Annotated in this window: 17 protein-coding genes; 10 read left to right on the top strand and 7 right to left on the bottom strand. The window is 40.3% G+C overall.

Features of this window, described 5'->3' with window-relative positions; genetic code table 11:
• Positions 1 to 169 precede the first annotated feature (169 nt).
• From LC608_RS19720 to LC608_RS19690, 7 genes are all read right to left on the bottom strand, one after another.
• Entirely contained in the window at positions 170 to 3,988 is a 3,819-nt protein-coding gene (locus tag LC608_RS19720) for an SAV_2336 N-terminal domain-related protein (RefSeq protein WP_229555126.1), read from the bottom strand.
• A complete protein-coding gene (locus LC608_RS19715; protein ID WP_229555208.1) occupies positions 3,985 to 5,076 on the bottom strand; it encodes a MoxR family ATPase in 1,092 nt (363 codons plus the stop codon). The genes LC608_RS19720 and LC608_RS19715 overlap by 4 nt, the downstream gene beginning before the upstream one ends.
• Before the next feature lie 18 nt (positions 5,077 to 5,094).
• Positions 5,095 to 6,573, bottom strand: a complete 1,479-nt coding sequence (locus LC608_RS19710) for an effector-associated domain EAD1-containing protein (protein WP_229555125.1) — start codon at positions 6,571 to 6,573, stop codon at positions 5,095 to 5,097.
• 46 nt (positions 6,574 to 6,619) lie between these two features.
• Positions 6,620 to 7,714: an effector-associated domain EAD1-containing protein gene (locus LC608_RS19705; protein ID WP_229555124.1), complete on the bottom strand. Its 1,095-nt coding sequence runs from the start codon at positions 7,712 to 7,714 to the stop codon at positions 6,620 to 6,622.
• Positions 7,715 to 7,748: 34 nt separating this feature from the next.
• Positions 7,749 to 8,459, bottom strand: a complete 711-nt coding sequence (locus LC608_RS19700; RefSeq protein WP_229555123.1) for a hypothetical protein — start codon at positions 8,457 to 8,459, stop codon at positions 7,749 to 7,751.
• Positions 8,460 to 8,531: 72 nt separating this feature from the next.
• On the bottom strand, positions 8,532 to 8,723 hold the full coding sequence (locus LC608_RS19695) for a hypothetical protein (protein WP_229555122.1): 192 nt from the start codon (positions 8,721 to 8,723) through the stop codon (positions 8,532 to 8,534).
• A gap of 320 nt (positions 8,724 to 9,043) precedes the next feature.
• Positions 9,044 to 9,289 carry a helix-turn-helix transcriptional regulator gene (locus LC608_RS19690; RefSeq protein WP_190938479.1) on the bottom strand — a complete coding sequence of 82 codons (246 nt, stop codon included), beginning with the start codon at positions 9,287 to 9,289 and terminating at the stop codon, positions 9,044 to 9,046.
• Positions 9,290 to 9,899: 610 nt separating this feature from the next.
• Between LC608_RS19690 and LC608_RS19685 the strand changes: the two genes are divergently transcribed.
• The 10 genes from LC608_RS19685 (at position 9,900) to LC608_RS19640 (ending at position 16,540) form a co-directional block, all read left to right on the top strand.
• Complete coding sequence (locus tag LC608_RS19685; RefSeq protein WP_229555121.1) at positions 9,900 to 10,697, top strand: hypothetical protein; 798 nt, start codon at positions 9,900 to 9,902, stop codon at positions 10,695 to 10,697.
• A gap of 102 nt (positions 10,698 to 10,799) precedes the next feature.
• Positions 10,800 to 11,354, top strand: coding sequence for a hypothetical protein (locus LC608_RS19680; RefSeq protein ID WP_229555120.1), 555 nt, complete (start codon positions 10,800 to 10,802; stop codon positions 11,352 to 11,354).
• Positions 11,355 to 11,451: 97 nt separating this feature from the next.
• Positions 11,452 to 11,724, top strand: a complete 273-nt coding sequence (locus LC608_RS19675; protein WP_179070123.1) for a hypothetical protein — start codon at positions 11,452 to 11,454, stop codon at positions 11,722 to 11,724.
• Between the two features lie 144 nt (positions 11,725 to 11,868).
• Positions 11,869 to 12,138 (top strand): hypothetical protein, encoded by a 270-nt coding sequence (locus LC608_RS19670; protein ID WP_229555119.1) that lies wholly within the window; start codon positions 11,869 to 11,871, stop codon positions 12,136 to 12,138.
• A gap of 168 nt (positions 12,139 to 12,306) precedes the next feature.
• Entirely contained in the window at positions 12,307 to 13,380 is a 1,074-nt protein-coding gene (locus LC608_RS19665) for a hypothetical protein (protein WP_229555118.1), read from the top strand.
• 108 nt (positions 13,381 to 13,488) lie between these two features.
• Entirely contained in the window at positions 13,489 to 13,962 is a 474-nt protein-coding gene (locus LC608_RS19660) for a DUF1257 domain-containing protein (RefSeq protein WP_229555117.1), read from the top strand.
• 2 nt (positions 13,963 to 13,964) lie between these two features.
• Complete coding sequence (locus LC608_RS19655; protein WP_229555116.1) at positions 13,965 to 14,177, top strand: DUF2997 domain-containing protein; 213 nt, start codon at positions 13,965 to 13,967, stop codon at positions 14,175 to 14,177.
• 46 nt (positions 14,178 to 14,223) lie between these two features.
• Entirely contained in the window at positions 14,224 to 14,478 is a 255-nt protein-coding gene (locus LC608_RS19650) for a hypothetical protein (RefSeq protein WP_229555115.1), read from the top strand.
• Complete coding sequence (locus LC608_RS19645; protein WP_229555114.1) at positions 14,475 to 16,097, top strand: AAA family ATPase; 1,623 nt, start codon at positions 14,475 to 14,477, stop codon at positions 16,095 to 16,097. The genes LC608_RS19650 and LC608_RS19645 overlap by 4 nt, the downstream gene beginning before the upstream one ends.
• A gap of 95 nt (positions 16,098 to 16,192) precedes the next feature.
• A complete protein-coding gene (locus LC608_RS19640) occupies positions 16,193 to 16,540 on the top strand; it encodes a hypothetical protein (protein ID WP_229555113.1) in 348 nt (115 codons plus the stop codon).
• Positions 16,541 to 16,551: the final 11 nt, after the last annotated feature.

Below are 16,551 nucleotides of genomic sequence, written 5' to 3'. Positions count from 1 at the left end.
AATATTATGGACTTTACTTGTTAAAAATATATAATTTTATCCAAAGTTTTTTTGCTACAAAGCTCTGTAATTTTTTTACCATAAGATTAACAGAACTACAAATAAAAGAAAAACAGAAAAAATGTAAAGTACAAAAGAGCTAGAGTATCAATGGCTAATTAGGAATCCTTCAAATAGAGCAGCTAACACGAAAACTGAAAAAGTAGTTGAGGTACTTGGTCTGATTCTTAGGAATATTGATACGGGATGCAGAACGGCAGCTTCTAGGAAGGATGCTCCAAGAGCCGCCCCTCAGTACTGCTTTTTCTTCCTCCTGAGAAAAATTATTTTTATCATCAAACCAAGCACTACCATCTGTTGGTGCGCCTTCATAGTCATCATGCCAATCATCTTGACACCATTCCCATACGTTCCCGTGCATATCATATAGCCCAAAAGCGTTTGCTACGCCAAAACTACCTACTTCTGTTGTTTCCTTTCGATATGTTCCTTTCACACCTGTACCGTAAGTAAAGTTAGCATTATAGTTAGCTAGTTTAGATGTAATTGTCTCGCCAAAGTGGAATGGAGTCGTAGTTCCAGATCTACACGCATATTCCCATTCTGCTTCACTGGGTAGGTGGTAAGGCTTTCCTGTATATTTGGAAAGGCGATCGCAAAACTCAACTGCATCGTACCAGGAAACTTGTTCAACTGGTCGATTCATACTTTTAAATCTAGAAGGATCAGGGTTAAGTTTTCGTTTGAGTTGCGGCAGAGATGCTACTGCTTGCCACTGTGCCTGTGTTACTTGATACTTCCCAAAAAAGAAAGGTTTAATCGTTACTGTGTGTTGAGGATTCTCATCTTCATTCCGCTCAAGTTCATCTGTCGGCGACCCCATTATAAAACTGCCTTCAGGGATGGCTACCATTTCTAGTTGAATTCCGTTTTCCAAGTCTTCGATAAAGCACTGAGCTTGTCGAAGACTACGATGAATATTTATTTGAGAATAATTTTTCTGCTGTTGAATAACATTTTTCAGATTTGTTTTGCTAACTTTTTCACCTATTACTTCTGATAAAAATCCCCATAATTTATTGGCGATATTCTTTAAATAAAGTTTAGAGTACTTTGTTGATGCTGCAATCTGTTCATAAGTTTGATTTGATATCGCTCCCTGTATTACTAATTTCTCAGGTTCGCTTAGATGTTTTTCAGTTTTAGAAAATACTATACTATCAGCTATCTCTATAGGATTAGTTGCACTTAATATTTTAGATTCGTTAATTTCTATAATAGTTGCAACTTCAAATTCAAAAGATTGCAGAGCTAAACCTGTAGGTGTTGCAGTGTCAGACTCAATAGTGGTATGTTGCAACTCAGATTGCAACATTGGCGATGAAGAGATTGTTTCTTGATTAGTTATGAATTTACCTCGAAAATCTATTCTACCTTCATTGGGATAATTTAACCATCCCTCAAATAACTTACCTGTCTGCTTGCTTTCCCAGAAATAACTATTTTCACTATTTTCTTTAAAAGTGATACTAGCAGCAGTTTGATTCTCATCAAAACTCCAAGACAGTGTTAGTCCTTCAACTTTGAAATTTTGAATTACTGACAGAGCAAACCGAGAACGAAACTGTACTTTACCTTGTGGAGAAATAAATAATTGTTCTGTATCTTCATGCCAAGTACCACTTTCTCCGCCCCATTTGACTGCACAAGTGTATTCTCCGGCATACTCAAAAATATGATTTACGCCTACGACAATAGCTCCAATATTGGCTTCTTCTGTTGGGCCATCAGGACGGTCTACTTTCCACCAACCTAAAGCATCTTCGCTATTATATGCCTGGGCATAGCGAGTACGAATGTAATAAACACCAGGAGTATAGGGGATATTTAAAGAAAATGAGACAGGCTGCCAGCTATTGCTTGTACTTCCGCCAATCCAAACACAAGCTTGAGCTTCATCTTCTCCTGCTATGCCAACAATAATCTGGTTAATAGATGTACCACATTCAGGGCAATCATGGTTAATTTCCATTGTAGCATTTATTTGCCCTCCTTGATTTAAAAAGATTTGATTGCTTTCATCATTTAGTACTAAGTTTTTGGTCAAAAATCTATTGCCTTGACCTGCACCAAATTTTTCTACAAATGGGTTATTAATTTTCTGGGTAATCAATAAATCTTTGAGTATTTTCTCTGATTCTGAAGTTGTGATTTGAGGGAAGTTGGCTTTTATTTGTTGTAGGACGCTAGCTACATCTAAATTTTCATGTTTAAGGCATTCGAGTAGCTCGGTTTTTTGATTTGCTATTTCTAGTTGTTCAGCAAAATCAGTATATCTTCCACCAAGATTTCTCAGTTTTTGAATAGCCAACCTAGCAATGGGGTTAAGTTGCTGAGTAATAGAACTAATCTGTCTCGGATCTTGCAGAAAACCAGCAAATGTATCAGTTGATAGCCCAATCCTATCTGCTATATGCTGTGTGAGTTGTTCTAATAAGTTGTATTTTACAATCACTTTATCAGTGACTGGAAGTGAGTCAAGAAGTATCTCGTCTACTCCATGTATGAATTGAAACTCAACTTCATTGGGATTGGTATCAGGAGCCATTTTTGTCTCTGGTTTCAACTTCACCAATCCACCTAACAATACCTCCGCCACATGAACTTGACTGGGCTGGGAGAGCATCGTCTGTTGAATTAAACGGATGACTGGTAAGGTGACAACTGGGGCTACTGCTATTAAACCCGCTAATCTCCGCGCCATCGGTGAAGCCGTCAGCCGAAAACGCTGGTAACGCTGTTTTGGTGTTAACTCAGTAGTGCTTTCATCCAATTCGTCTGCGTTATTTAGATTTTTCACCTGCGATTGAAACACAACGCCAGAAGTCCAAACTGTACCCATACCTGCAAGCATTTGGCTCCAGGTAGCAACCATTTCTGGCTCTAATGTCAAAACAGGTACTTTAATATTCTGACTTTGGTCAATTTCATCCCAAAGAGAAAGTTGTCTGACTTGCAATTGTTGATTGGTAACTCCTGGAGCCTGTCCAGATAACTGCACTGCGGAAGCTAAACCAAGCGCGGTTCTAGCCCACAGCCATTTTGGTAACATCTGCACGATCGCTACAGGGCTGCTGTTTGCCCAAGTATTTAGTGCAAAGATCATATTCTCGTTTTTGACTCCGTTTTGCACCCCATTTCGCCAGAGAGGTGACACACAATCGCTCAATATCAAAATTAGCCGTCGACCATTGGGGTCTACTAATTCTCTGGGACTACGAGCATATTGCTGACGAGCTGCTGAACCAATCCCCGGACGAATTTGCACTTCTGTTTCATTGTTGCTAAGTAGACTCCATGTGCGGACATTGCGAAAAGCACCAAGGGTTTCTAATAGTTGTCGCAGTTCTTTGATGGTATTTTTCCAGATGAGCATCGATGCTCCCTCATCGACTACTAAATCTAGTTCTAACCAGAGTTCTTGAGCAGGCTTAAGTACTGGTATCCAGAGTTGCTCAGTAGCAACTCGTTCTGTAGTTGCAACTTCATCTAAAACAGTGTCATAAAGATCGGGGACGCGGCGCATTAAAGGTTTTAGTGATCGCGCTAGTTCAAGTTTTTTTGGCAGGGCAGCTGCATCTGGTACTCTAATTGGAAGTTTTCCTACTTCATTTGATTCTTGATTATTGATCGTCGATGCTGTCTGGGCGTAAATATCTGCTTTTGGCTGTAAATCTTTTGAAGGCGTTGATAATTCTTGAGAGTTAAAAGATGGCTGAGTTGGTGGCTGAACATCTGCTATCTCAGGTTTATCTTCTACAACAGGGAGTGTGAAATTTTGTGAAGGATTTCTGGCAACTTCTTGGTTATTTAGTCCAGAGAAGCGAGACTGCTGTATTGCCAGCCAGAATATATCTGTGAACTGTTCTGCTGTCAATTCACTTAACTTCTCACTTGAGCGCAAAATCGCAATCAGTTCCTCTATCATTTATCTTGCGTGTTGCTTAGACTTTTCAATAGCAGGCTTTGCATGTTGTGCAGATTAATTTCGCTACGGCTAACCTTATCATTAGTTACCAAGTAAACAATGTTTAAAAGTTGATCAATTGCTAGATTATCTCCGTTAGCTAGCGATGTCAAAAAAGAGTTGATTAAATCTTGGCTTTGTTCTGAAATATCTATATCCAACTGTGCCTTAATAATTGCTTTGAGGGCTTCTTCTTCAGGCTGTGGCATATTTACCCGCAAACATCGCCTCAGAAAGGCGGGAGGAAAGTCTCGCTCACCATTGCTGGTCATAATTATTAAAGGAAAAGTAGAACAGCGTACACGCCCAGCTTTAATCGGCGCATCAATGTTATCATCTTTGGTGCAAACTGTAACCGACTGTTCACCAATATGCTTAGATAAACGAGCTACTTCTGGGATTTCAAATTCTCCCTCTTCAAATAGATTTAGCAAATCGTTGGGTAAATTAATATCACTTTTATCGATCTCGTCAATGAGCAAAACTCGTGGGTAAAGAGAGGGTAAGAATGCTGTCCCAACAGGGCCAAGCTGAATATATTCACCTATATTTAGATTATTGTTAGCTGGCTGTGTATCTTTGTTTTTATCTGCTAATTGTACATCTTGTAGGCGAGCGATCGCATCATAGCGGTAAAGTCCTTCTTGCAGAGTTGAGCGTGTAGTAATAGGCCAAAGTAGCACTGGCCCAAGCTGGAGTTCATAAGCAACAGCATAAGCTAGAGAAGTTTTACCGCTACCTGGTAAACCAGTTACTAGTAAGGGACGGCGTAGATAAAAAGCAGCATTAACGGCATCTACAACGTTATGATATCTACCATTATCATCTTGATGCTGGTCAGTTTGGATACGAAAATTCTTGCCTCGTTCCTTGTCTCTGTTATTTTCATTAGCTAAATCTTGAAGCTTCTGCCAACGTTGTGCAATTTCTATTTTATTGATAGTAGATTCATCTTGATTATTAAACCTGCGCCATTTAGGTGGAGGGGAGAGATACTTAATTGCATCGTGTGGTTCCCTTTTGCCTTGAAAAATTTTCCAGTCTGTCAACTTATCCATTATTCACTCCTACAAATTTGCTATAGCTGCTTTTAAGTCTGGAAATTCTTCTAAATTCGGCTCTTCACATAAAACACCTAAATGGTATCCCAGATAATTTTCACATTGAGCTTCCTGATAAGCTAATTTTCGCTCTTCTAGTAAAAGATTAAATAACTTACTACAGTCACTTAGAGAGTTAACGTTCAAAAACTTATTAAACTCATCTATTGGATTCATGTTAGAAATACTACTTCTTTTCCAGACAGCAATCGGAATCCCTGAAATGAGAATAGCTTTAAACAGTTCTTTATACTTTTCATCTGATACTGGTAGTGGACAGGAGAACTTTAATCCTATTTTGTCTTTTTCTAAAGTATTTTTTAAACTTTTCCAATTAAAACTATTTAATTCTGTCAAATGTACAAATTTATCTTGAATAATTTGGTCATTTAATTCAGCTCGTACATTTTTCAGTCTATCTATACCAAAACGTAATGCTCTAATCCAGTCACCACGTTGCAGCCGATCAGAAGAACGCACTACAACTCTACATTTTTCTCCGAGCAAACTATCATCCAAATCATCATCATAGGAATATTGCCACTGTTCTACTTTTTCATTTAGGTGAGCAATTGGTAGAAAAAACTCAATTGTTAACTCCCAAGGTCTAGTTGTATTATTAATAATGTGTTTTTCAGATTTTTTAATAAATTCAGGTACCTTTTCTTGAATTTTATCAAAGGTACATAGAATACCTTTTTTCGCTAATTCTATATCGAGAGGCTCAATATTATCTTTATCTTCTTCATTAGGAATTAAATATGCATTAAGGCGATAATTATTATTTTCTTCTGGCTTCACTATAATAAGTAGATATGCTTGAAGTACTTGAGGTAGTTCACTCTCAAAAAAGGTAGGAATTTTTAATTTATATTCATTTACTGTATTACCAACCCAATTTTGCAACTTTTGGCGAGTGGATTGTTCTAGTGTTTTGTCACAAGCTAAAAAATGAACAAATTTTAAAATTGGCAGTGTCCCATCGCTTAGTAAATCTGAATATTTATAAAATAAGTCTTTTAAACTATTTATATCATTAATTTCAAAATCTGGTAAATTTATACTTAACTCAGGAATAACTTTATAGCAAATAACTTTAATTTTGCCAAAATTAATCTTTTCTAAAATTGGTGTTAATTCTTCATTAAAGGAATTTAAAATAAAATTATCATTAATGGGATAAATTGCTTTAATTTTTTTGTTAACCTCATTCAGTTTAATATTATTAGGATTTGCTTTAAGTGCGCCACGTATTAATTCTGTTAATTTATTTAGCCTCTCAAAATCTTGTATTACTTTAAAAAGAATAAGAGTATATCTGTTACTTTCAGCATCCAGATGAATATCGCATTCATAACGTAACATTCTCTCCAACTCTTCTTTGCTAGGAAAAGCAGCTTGTAATGCTTCTTCTATTTCCTTTAGAAGTGGACCAGGTAAATTCATTAATAACTACTCCACAATTACCAAAAAATAGATGTTTCTGTAAATTTCACCAGATTTCCTCACCACTTAGTAACTTCTGCAATAAACCTGTTTCTAAACGTGAACAAATAGCACTGATAGGTGTTCCAGCATTATATTTTGCACCTTCGTATGCTGGATCACCACTATGATGCAAGGCCACTAATTTCCAGTTAATATCAAAACAAGGAGAACCAGAGGAACCATGCTCAGTATTAGTTTTATATTTAACAGCTGTGCCATTTTCATTAATACCAATAATAGATTCTGTATCAAATCCCAGCTTTAATGGTTCACCTTGTGGATGTTGCAGTATAAACAATGGAGTATCAGGTACAAATTCATATATTTCAGGCTTTAACTTAATCCATCCTCTATCTGGCGAACTCGGATCTGCTTTGGTTCCTATAGCTTCCTTCCCAGGAACTCCATCTAATCGAAGTAAGGCATAGTCTAATTCATCAGGCGTAGGCAACCGATTTTCTTTATCTGAGAGGTAAGGGCTTTGATCAATTAACCATTCGTCTGTCACCAAGCGGTATTCTGTACCTTGGTTAATAATTTTACCTTCCACTTGTTTATAGTCAAAACGCAAAATGATGTTGTTAGGAGTAGCTTCCTGTAACAATACGGGTTCTATAACGTGGTAATTGGTGATAACCACGTTGGGTGCAATTAGAAAACCTGTACCAAAGGAACGATAATTATTTTTCTTAGTAATTTCAATGCGACACACTTGTGGCTCAAGTTTACCTAAAGTTTCTCGCCAAGTATTCACATTCAGAAAACTATTTGTTTTTTTAATGATTCTTTCTAGAGAACCTCTTGCGTTTAATTCCGATGGCATGGGAGTAGCAAGATTTAGCTCCTGTGCCAAAACAAATAATTTTGGATTTCCAGGATTTGCCTCACGCGCACCTGCAATTAGCTCGTCAACCCAGCCCTCTGCTTCTGCTGATTGGATTAATCTAAAGACAATTGCTTTTAAATCATTACCCATTGCATAGGCATTCAAATTTTTGTTGAATCTAAACCTGATTACCTCAGCAAGTCTTATTTGCTCAGGAAATGCCTCAATTAAAGCATCTGTTAGTTGTTTATATTGTTGTCCAGCTAGTCTCATGTATTTTATTATACAGCCTAATAAAAAATATATTTTAAATTTCTTCTCTAATTATTTCGTACCAAAAAGATAAATCCCTTACTTTGTGAGAACCCACTTGAGGATGTCGCCCAATACCAAACCCATCTTTATACTGTAACCATGATGTACGGTATAGTCCTATAGTATTGCCAGTTACTTTACTCAGAACTTGATAGGCAACATTACCCAGAATCGATGCTCCTCCGATAGCAGTAGTAATAGTGCTGACCTGCGGCGAAGCCACAGCAAGTCCAACTAATGTACCTACTGCTCCTTGTAACTCTGTTGATTGCAATTGCTGGGATAATAACGTAGCTAAATCGTCTGTGTCTTTGCGATCACGGGATACTGTGATGAAGATGTCTAAAAAGTGTAGAGCATTGCCATAAAATATCAGTAGCCCATTCTCACCCGTAGGAAGACGATCTTGGTCTTGAATACCAGGAAAGTGAAATGTTTTAGGTACATAAGCACTTGTCAAGTCGCCTTGTCTAGCATTGCCGTGAACCACTAAAGCGTCTAATCGGATATCTGCATCCCCAAACCATTTCTTTGTGTCCCAAATCATTATGTCTTGCAAGCGTACAGCTAAAGTAATTGCTTGTGGTTGAATAAATGACTCCCGACCACCTCGTTGATTAGAGTTGAGTTCACGTTCTATCTGCTCAATAGCTACAGTATCAGGTGGGACAGCCTCATCAATTAACCATTGCTGTTGAGTCATCTATAGCTCCTGGGATAAAAATTATTAGTACTAAGCAAAGAAGATTCCGCCATGAACTTACCGCAACTACTCTCACATCAGTTGTACTGCTAGCAAGCTTAAATTCACAACAGTTTCTTGCCCTTCTAACTCATTAACCGAGTGGGCTTTATTAGCTAACCACTGCTCAATCATTCCCACTACAACATGACTTATCTTCAGCCATCGCAAAGCATAAGCCTTATGAAAGCGTTTCTTTAGGTCATCTGTAATACTAATGTGCATGATGGCTAGCCTAATTAGTGTCTATTACATTGCTACAAATGTACAGAATGGGATTCCAGATTGATATTAGCAACTATTGATATTAGCAACTTCGGTAGATTTCCGGTAGTAGTTCGCTTAAGCAAATTTAAGCTTTTTAACCAAATACTCGCTTTATGATTACCAAACAGCAATTCTCTTTACATTAGTCATAAATATTACCTTTAGCACTGAAAAGCTACTCTTGCCTGACTTTTGAAAATTCTCTACGTTAGACGTGGCTATTCCTTTGCGAAGGGGCTAGCTCAGGCGATCGCGCTCTTGGCGGGGAGCGATCGCTTTTAATTACGGGAATTGGGTACGTGAGTTACTAACTCCATTAAGCTAATTTCTTTGTCTGCCAATTTATTAAGAGCATTACAGAGATTGTCCAGTGCTTCACCATCTAGGCGTGGCATAGTTTCTGCTTTTCTTAGATTTGTCACTGAGTTGGGATGTACACCCAATTCAGCCGCTAGCTCTTTTGATTTTATTTTGTACCTAGCCATAACTTCTCGTAACTTCCAAATGATCAAAGCTTGATTCATAAAAACAACACCTTAACTTTACTTCTTCCGCCAGCATATCACATACTTATCAAAGTCACGCATTGATTTAAAACAACATCATAGTGATAAATCAAAGTTAAGTATTGACAAAACACAGTATCGCTTTTATATTGATAAGCATAAGGGTAAGGAAAGTGAACTGCCTGCACCCAGGACGCGAAAGAGTTCGCAAGTCAACCATTACAAACCAAGTCAAGCCAACATTCCAACTCGAAACATAGTCTAGAGACATGATCACCGGGGTATAGCACAAGCTCTATTGAGTAGGTAAAGAAGCCTGGAGAAGCAATCAACGGACACACAGCCATTTTGAGCAAGCCTTTTATTCAAAGCAGAAGCAATCGCCTTAGTGCAGTGGCTGGCCAATAATACTATTGAAGCCGTCGGTCGCGTGACGCACTATGTCTTTTGCTTAGTAGCTCTAACTACTGGTTAGGAGCAAGAAAAATGAGGCTTCGCCAATTCTAAATTGAGAGTGTTGTGCTGAAAGCACAACAAACTTACCAATAAAAATAGGACGATCGCTCCGTCGGGAAAACTGTGCGATCGCCCCTATGCCCTTCACTTATTAAATAAGAGGCAATTTCTAATGATGACACAAAGTTTAGCCCCTGCGCCAACAAAAGATCCACTAACCACACAGGATCGCGAAATCATTGCAACCATCGTCAATCAGTCGGATTACTCCAAGAACTGCAAGCCTGAAGATGTAGTGACTATCTGGATCAACAGTGATGATATTGTGTGGGTGAAAATGACCCACGGCTATGCTCGATACCACAAACAATGTTTCCAACGTGCTGTTGCAGAGGTTAAAGCGAGTCTTTCTGCTCCAGTAGAGCGCAATCACAAAGAAGAAAGGGAATTGAAACAAGCTGCTGAGAAAATTGGCTTGTTAGGTGATTGTGATTGGTTATCGTTGAGCGTCCAATACTATCCTGATAAGGTAATCGGTCGTGCTGGCTGCTACACTTCGCAGAAGCCTCAACTATTAACCCCACTTGCGGAATGGGACTTCACCATACCGAAGTGGAATATGCCTGCTGCCATCTGTCCAGACTGCGAAGGACATGGGTGCGGTAACTGTGGGTATCGCGGGACTCGTGCAGAAGACTTGTGCGAACCAGTGGACGGCTACCGACTGACTTATGTAGGACGCACTGATCTTCAGACGGCTCACAACGTATATCTAGATGGTAAGTTCTTGGGAATTGTCTTCAAGGTCAGAAATGCTGATGAGTTATGGGAAAACGACCCCAAGACTTACTATTGGCGCTGTGGTGATGGAGTGCAGCATTGGAGTGTGAAAGAGGCTGTAGAAGCACTGCGTAGAGTGACGACTCCGATTGAACTGCCGCAAGTTCGTAGGGAGTTGGTAGCGGCGTAAGTGAAATAGTAGGCGTGACCGAAATCTACATCGGTCGCGCCTGCTGATTTGAGAAGTCAACGGCTTCGCCAATGCGAAAGTGAGATGTATTGGTATTGAACAATGAACCCTCAAGAAACATCAGATTTACTTGCTGCTTTAATGCGTCAAGAGGAACTACTCAAGCAGTTAGTTGCAGCAATCAATAAACCGAAACTGGGGTTGCATTCTGATGCTGGCAATTGCAAAATCTACTGCAATCGTCAGCACGGAGGATTGTGGTACACACTAAATGGTGAACCGAGTGATGTCCCTCAAACTGCCTTAACTGGATATCTTAAAGAACTGCGGTTTGAGAATACAGAACGCCGCAAAAAAGAAACCTGCAAGTTGCTAATAACTATACAAGCAGACCGGACATATATCTTAGAATCAGGCTACGATACGCATTTTTCAAAGTGCATACTTGCGGCGATCGCAACTCTTACTCCAGAACAATTGTATTCTCCCATCACACTACAGCCTACTCCGGGAACGACAGATGAAAATGTGTTGTTCTGTCGGGTATGGGTAAAGTCGGAATTAATCAAAGCATCTTATGGTGAAGAAACGGACTGGCGCGAGGTCAGTAAACAGGCTTTAGCTGTAACAAAAGCTGCGAATGAAATGGTGCTTTAACTTGTTGTAAACAGGGCTTGAGAGACTGTAGTTATAAGTGACTCAAGCTTTGTCTACAGCTAATACGTGCTGTTCAACTATTCAAAACTAATCACAGATGAGTATTACAATTGTTCACCCCAACGTCGAAAATCTGCAATCATTTTCTGACTTGTTTGACCTGGAAAAACTTTTGCAATCTGACGGGGTTCTACCGTGGCTTTTAGCAAATGGCTGGAACTACGACGATCAATCTTGTTTGATTGCAAATATTGTTGATGAGTCTACAAGCCTGGATCAAGTTTGGGAATCAGACGAATTTGATTTTAAGGCTCTGCCTGATGAAGATCAGGAAAAACTTCACCAGATTTTTGAGCATTTCTATCTCTAATCTTCTGTCACTCTCAATCAATAATTAACGCAAAGGTAACGAATTATGCGTGAAAAACTCTCCAGTTAGATTTAATCAGTCTGACTGGAGAGAAAAATCGATTCCACAAAAGATTATCACACACTCTACTTCAATAGTAATCAGATGGAATTAAATTTGATTAAAGTCTATGACTCAACGCTTTTAAGCTCTTCAAAAGTTTACCAAATCGACGGTACGCTTTCACGATACTTGGGTGATGAGGGTACTATACAACATCCACAGTATGTATTTTTACCTCTGCCAAATCAAAGAAAAAAAGCCAGCTTCCGACTAAACCGAAACAAACTTATGACTCGCTGTTATGAAGTCGAAGGCATGACTTATAACAAGCCTGTGGTACAGGATAATTCGCAGCAACTTCAGCTATTTTGAGCCATGTCCATACATAAACCACCAGTCATTAAAAGACATATTCGCCTGCAAAAAAGCTCTACAAAAGTAATCTATAGAGCTACTACAGACATTCGCTCTCTTGAGAAATCACCACAAAGAAAGCTTCGCTTAATCGAAAGTGAAAAATAATGATTGAGGTCAATAATAATGGTACAAGTAGTCGACAACACTATCGCTACAAATTTCCTAACTGATGCAGTAGTCGAGCGCCACAATTTCTCGCAGTTAAATAAAACTCGCATTCGCTTTCGTATCCAGTTGAAGAAAAGTACAAAGTCTGCTGCTCCTAAGTGGGCAGATGTCTTAAAAGCTGAAGTTTCTGAAATTGAATCAGACCTCGTTAAAGTTACAAATTCCGAAGTCGGTTTGCGAGGTATTAAGGTATTCAAGAAGCTGGATGAAGCTGCTGCACAATTGAGGCAAGAGATTGCTTCGGTTCAAGAATGGATGTCTGCTGATACTGGTGATTGGATTTGTCCGATTGACTTAGCTCCACTCGTTTGGAATCAGTTAATCAATATCAGAGATAATATCGCCCCTGGTTTACGTAATCAGCTAAAAGTTGATTACGAAGCAGGACTTCTTGATTATCAAGAGCGGATTGATCAGTTCCTCTCACTTAATACTTGGGAATTAGCACAGGATAAGCAAGAGTCAGTCAAAGCAAACTTGCTAAGAGCATTTCCGACTCTGACCGATCTCGAAGACTATTTGCAAGTCGTGATTGGTCGTCCGGTGATCATCCCTGCCCTCTCTGAGCAACTCAATCAGCAGCAAGCCGAATGTCTAGACCAGATTACCAAGTTCATTCAACAGTATGACCAGAATCTGGAGCAAAGGCTACGGGAATCAGCCCTGGCAGGTGGTGAACAACTCGCCGCGCAGTTGCTTGAAGAGTTGGCTGATTGGGAACCAGGGAGGAAACCCATACAGTTTAAAAGGAAAATGGAGCGTCATCTGATGAAGGTTCAAGTGCTACTGGCAAACGCTTCACCGGAGGCAGGCAGTAGCTTGGAGGCGATGATGACGCACTTAGATTCTATTGTTAACGATCCAGCGATTGAGTCTAAGAATCTTGGTTCAGATACGCGCAGTCAATTGCAGCAAAAGATACAAGAGATTCGCACCAAGTTGTTAGATGAACAACGTAATCTACAATCACTTGCGACTGACGACGTGGGCTTATCGAAAGCTACTGTGATGTCGTTTAAGTTTAGGTAAAAAGCAGCCTTGGGCGAATTTGCCCTCGCCCAAGACTAGCACCTTAAACGAAAAATGCATATACACCTCAAAAGAATACCGCACTTCTACTATAGGAACAAGATTTTCATGTCACATTTCTCAACAGTTAAAACCAAGCTTGCTAACCGTGAATGCCTGGTACAAGCTTTGCAAGATTTGAAGCTGAATCCACAAATTCATGAAGAAGCGCAGCCACTAAAAGGATACTACGGTGGCTCTCAAGGACAAAGCGCTGAAATTATCGTATCTGGTCGCACTATAAAAGCCCGTGCAGACATCGGATTCAAGTGGAATCAGTCAAGTGGTGTGTACCAGGTAATACACGACAGTTATGAAACAGTTCCGAAGTTAGGACAAGACTTCTTTAGTAACAAGTTGATGCTGGCTTACGGGCAAAGAATGGTGAGAGCTAAAGCTGCCGAGTTACAAGAGCAATTTGGAGAATGCGCGATCACCTCCGGTGGGCGGTACGCCATCGCTGAAGAAACCCACGGAAGTGTGCAAACTTTACGGCTGACTTTTGCTGGACACCAAGAAGTTAAACAATTTGTACGGAGATAATTATGGAACGTTCAGTTTTGATTCATTTCGACAGCGCTACAGGTGAAGTTCGGGTAGAGGCTGAGGGCTTCGAGGGTTTGAGTTGTTTATCGGCTACGCAACCATTTGAAGAAGCACTTGGAGTTGTGGGCGAGAACGATCGCACGTTTAAAGATGAAGCTCAAACCCAACAACTTCGGACAACTTCAACTCACTCTACTCGCTTACGGCAGTAAATCAGGAAAAGGGGAACCGCAACGATTGGGTTCCCCCAAAAAATTTATGTACCTACCTAAAGAGTATCCTTTCATCCACATTTACGCCCAGCAAAAATCACGCCACCCCGTGATCATCAAAGGGGATACTGAAGGGCTATGTGTGCTGTTGAATGCCATAGTTACCGCAATTGCCTACCAAGAGAACAACGGTACATCGGAAGTTTTTGACGGCGATGCCGAAGTTTATGAGGTAGTCGTGAGACTTGTTAATACTCACGATGAACTAGCGCCATTACCTTATCAAATTGAAAAACAATGAACCTCTCAAATCTTCTCTCCACATTAGATTCACAAATCCCTATCGCTGCGGTTGATGTCTTATCTCCTGATGAAGCGACGATTATTCAGTGGCTGACTACTGAAGCTAACAATAAGCTCTCATGTCCCGTGTTCTTCTGGAATTTGGGAGTATTAACCTTGGAGCAGTGTTTAATCGCAGCAGATGGGGGATTAGTGTTTAAACCAGTTGCAGAGTATAAGAAACCACAACACGCTGACCCATTGTTATATGTGTTTGATTACATTGCGAATTTTAGTGCTGATGGAATCTTTATCTTAGGTGACATTCACTCGTTTATTGGTAAGAATTCGCCTTCGTTATCTTGGGAGGTGGTTAGCAAGGTAAAAAATCTCTACCATCGTCTCAAACCGACTGATAAACGCATTGTGCTGCTGGGTCAAAACATTCAATTACATGAGTCACTTGTACGCTTAATCCCTTATTGTGAAATTCCTCTACCAGGAGTTGAGCAAATACTTGAACATCTCAACTCTTATTTGCATGACCTACAACAGTCAGCTATTGAACAGGAATTGATTTTCACTATTTCCCTTAATAAAAGTGAAATTGAATCTCTTTCTCGTGCTGCTCTGGGATTAACCCTGGAGGAGATTAGCGACTTCCTGCGGTTAACTGTCAAACATAACCTAACATCAGATGGGATTTTAATTGATAGTAATTTCATACCCCAAGCAGTCGAGTATAAAACTCGGCTGTTGTCTCAAATGGGTATTGAATTGGGCAAGCCTGCTAGCATCTCCTTTGGAGGATTGGATTTGCTACGTGAGTGGCTCAATCGACGGCGGCGGCTGTTCACACAAGAAGCGCGTGAGCTACACCTACCTCAACCAAAAGGTGTGTTGCTTGCGGGGCCTCCCGGTACTGGGAAAACTTTATTAGCCAAGAATATTGCTAACATTCTCAATTTACCACTACTCCAACTAGACATTGCGTCCCTCTTGGGCAGTCTGGTCGGTGAGTCTGAAGGGAATGTCAGACGTGCTTTGAAAACTGCCGAGGCGATCGCACCCTGCGTTTTATGGGTGGACGAAATAGAAAAAGCGCTTTCGGGTACTGGTGACACCTCTGGAGTCTCACAGAGGATTCTGGGCAATATTCTCACGTTTATGTCGGAATCAACCAGTGGCGTGTTTGTCGTGGCAACTTGCAATGACCCATCTGCGTTACCAAGTGAACTAAAACGGAAAGGCCGCTTCGATGAAAATTTCTTTGTTGATCTTCCCACTGAACCAGAGCGTGTACAGATTCTGGCGATTCATCTGCAACGCTTTGGCATTCACCTGGAATCGGAGTATCTCGAAGCGATCGCTGCAAACACCGCGAAGTTTTCAGGAGCCGAACTGGAAACCCTTGCTTCGGAAGCTGCTCTGCTGGCATTCGATGAGGATAGACCGCAGCAGGTAACACTTGCTGACCTTGAAACCTGCCGTCAAACGATTACCCCGCTTGCAATCCAGGATGCGGCGGCAGTGGAGCGAATGCAGTCCTGGGCATCAACCGCACGACGGGCTAGTAGTCCTGTGGTTGCAGCGAAAACTCAGTCTCTCAGGACTGCCAAATACAGAAACCTGAACTGATGAGAAAGCGATTGTCTCCTGATTCTATGGGGCGATCGCTCTTTTCTTTAGTAATTAACAGCAGCTAATTAACATAGTTAATAAGGCGAAGAAACATGACAACAGACTTAGTTACTTATTACGGGCAGACTCCAACCATTGACCAACTGGTTGAGAATTATGGCGCATATTTGGAGAAATTAGACAGAGAAACAAAATTGTTGCTTCGGACGGTGTTAACAAATTATGTATTTATGCGAGAAAGGCATGAGCCGAGTAGTTACACACTAATAGAAGCTTCTAGAGATGCACTTTTTGTCACATTTCTTGGTATGGATATGCCACAACTTTTGGTAGATATTTGCTCACAATTAAATGGGCTAACAACACACGAAGCGGAAACAATACTTGAAGCTCTACAACATCAAATTAGATGGGGCAATGCCCGTCAAGCCGTGAATTGACAGGGTAAGAA

Origin of the sequence: Nostoc sp. XA010, from assembly GCF_020829625.1 — a bacterium.
Classification (GTDB): Bacteria; Cyanobacteriota; Cyanobacteriia; order Cyanobacteriales; family Nostocaceae; genus Nostoc.
This window is presented reverse-complemented; position numbering and strand designations above follow the sequence as displayed.

Bases quoted from the DNA above. Each gene is read 5' to 3' on its own strand.
- LC608_RS19720 (WP_229555126.1), bottom strand. From the start codon at position 3,988: ATGATAGAGGAACTGATTGCGATTTTGCGCTCAAGTGAGAAGTTAAGT.
- LC608_RS19710 (WP_229555125.1), bottom strand. From the start codon at position 6,573: ATGAATTTACCTGGTCCACTTCTAAAGGAAATAGAAGAAGCATTACAA.
- LC608_RS19705 (WP_229555124.1), bottom strand. From the start codon at position 7,714: ATGAGACTAGCTGGACAACAATATAAACAACTAACAGATGCTTTAATT.
- LC608_RS19700 (WP_229555123.1), bottom strand. From the start codon at position 8,459: ATGACTCAACAGCAATGGTTAATTGATGAGGCTGTCCCACCTGATACT.
- LC608_RS19695 (WP_229555122.1), bottom strand. From the start codon at position 8,723: ATGCACATTAGTATTACAGATGACCTAAAGAAACGCTTTCATAAGGCT.
- LC608_RS19690 (WP_190938479.1), bottom strand. From the start codon at position 9,289: ATGAATCAAGCTTTGATCATTTGGAAGTTACGAGAAGTTATGGCTAGG.
- LC608_RS19685 (WP_229555121.1), top strand. From the start codon at position 9,900: ATGATGACACAAAGTTTAGCCCCTGCGCCAACAAAAGATCCACTAACC.
- LC608_RS19680 (WP_229555120.1), top strand. From the start codon at position 10,800: ATGAACCCTCAAGAAACATCAGATTTACTTGCTGCTTTAATGCGTCAA.
- LC608_RS19675 (WP_179070123.1), top strand. From the start codon at position 11,452: ATGAGTATTACAATTGTTCACCCCAACGTCGAAAATCTGCAATCATTT.
- LC608_RS19670 (WP_229555119.1), top strand. From the start codon at position 11,869: ATGGAATTAAATTTGATTAAAGTCTATGACTCAACGCTTTTAAGCTCT.
- LC608_RS19665 (WP_229555118.1), top strand. From the start codon at position 12,307: ATGGTACAAGTAGTCGACAACACTATCGCTACAAATTTCCTAACTGAT.
- LC608_RS19660 (WP_229555117.1), top strand. From the start codon at position 13,489: ATGTCACATTTCTCAACAGTTAAAACCAAGCTTGCTAACCGTGAATGC.
- LC608_RS19655 (WP_229555116.1), top strand. From the start codon at position 13,965: ATGGAACGTTCAGTTTTGATTCATTTCGACAGCGCTACAGGTGAAGTT.
- LC608_RS19650 (WP_229555115.1), top strand. From the start codon at position 14,224: ATGTACCTACCTAAAGAGTATCCTTTCATCCACATTTACGCCCAGCAA.
- LC608_RS19645 (WP_229555114.1), top strand. From the start codon at position 14,475: ATGAACCTCTCAAATCTTCTCTCCACATTAGATTCACAAATCCCTATC.
- LC608_RS19640 (WP_229555113.1), top strand. From the start codon at position 16,193: ATGACAACAGACTTAGTTACTTATTACGGGCAGACTCCAACCATTGAC.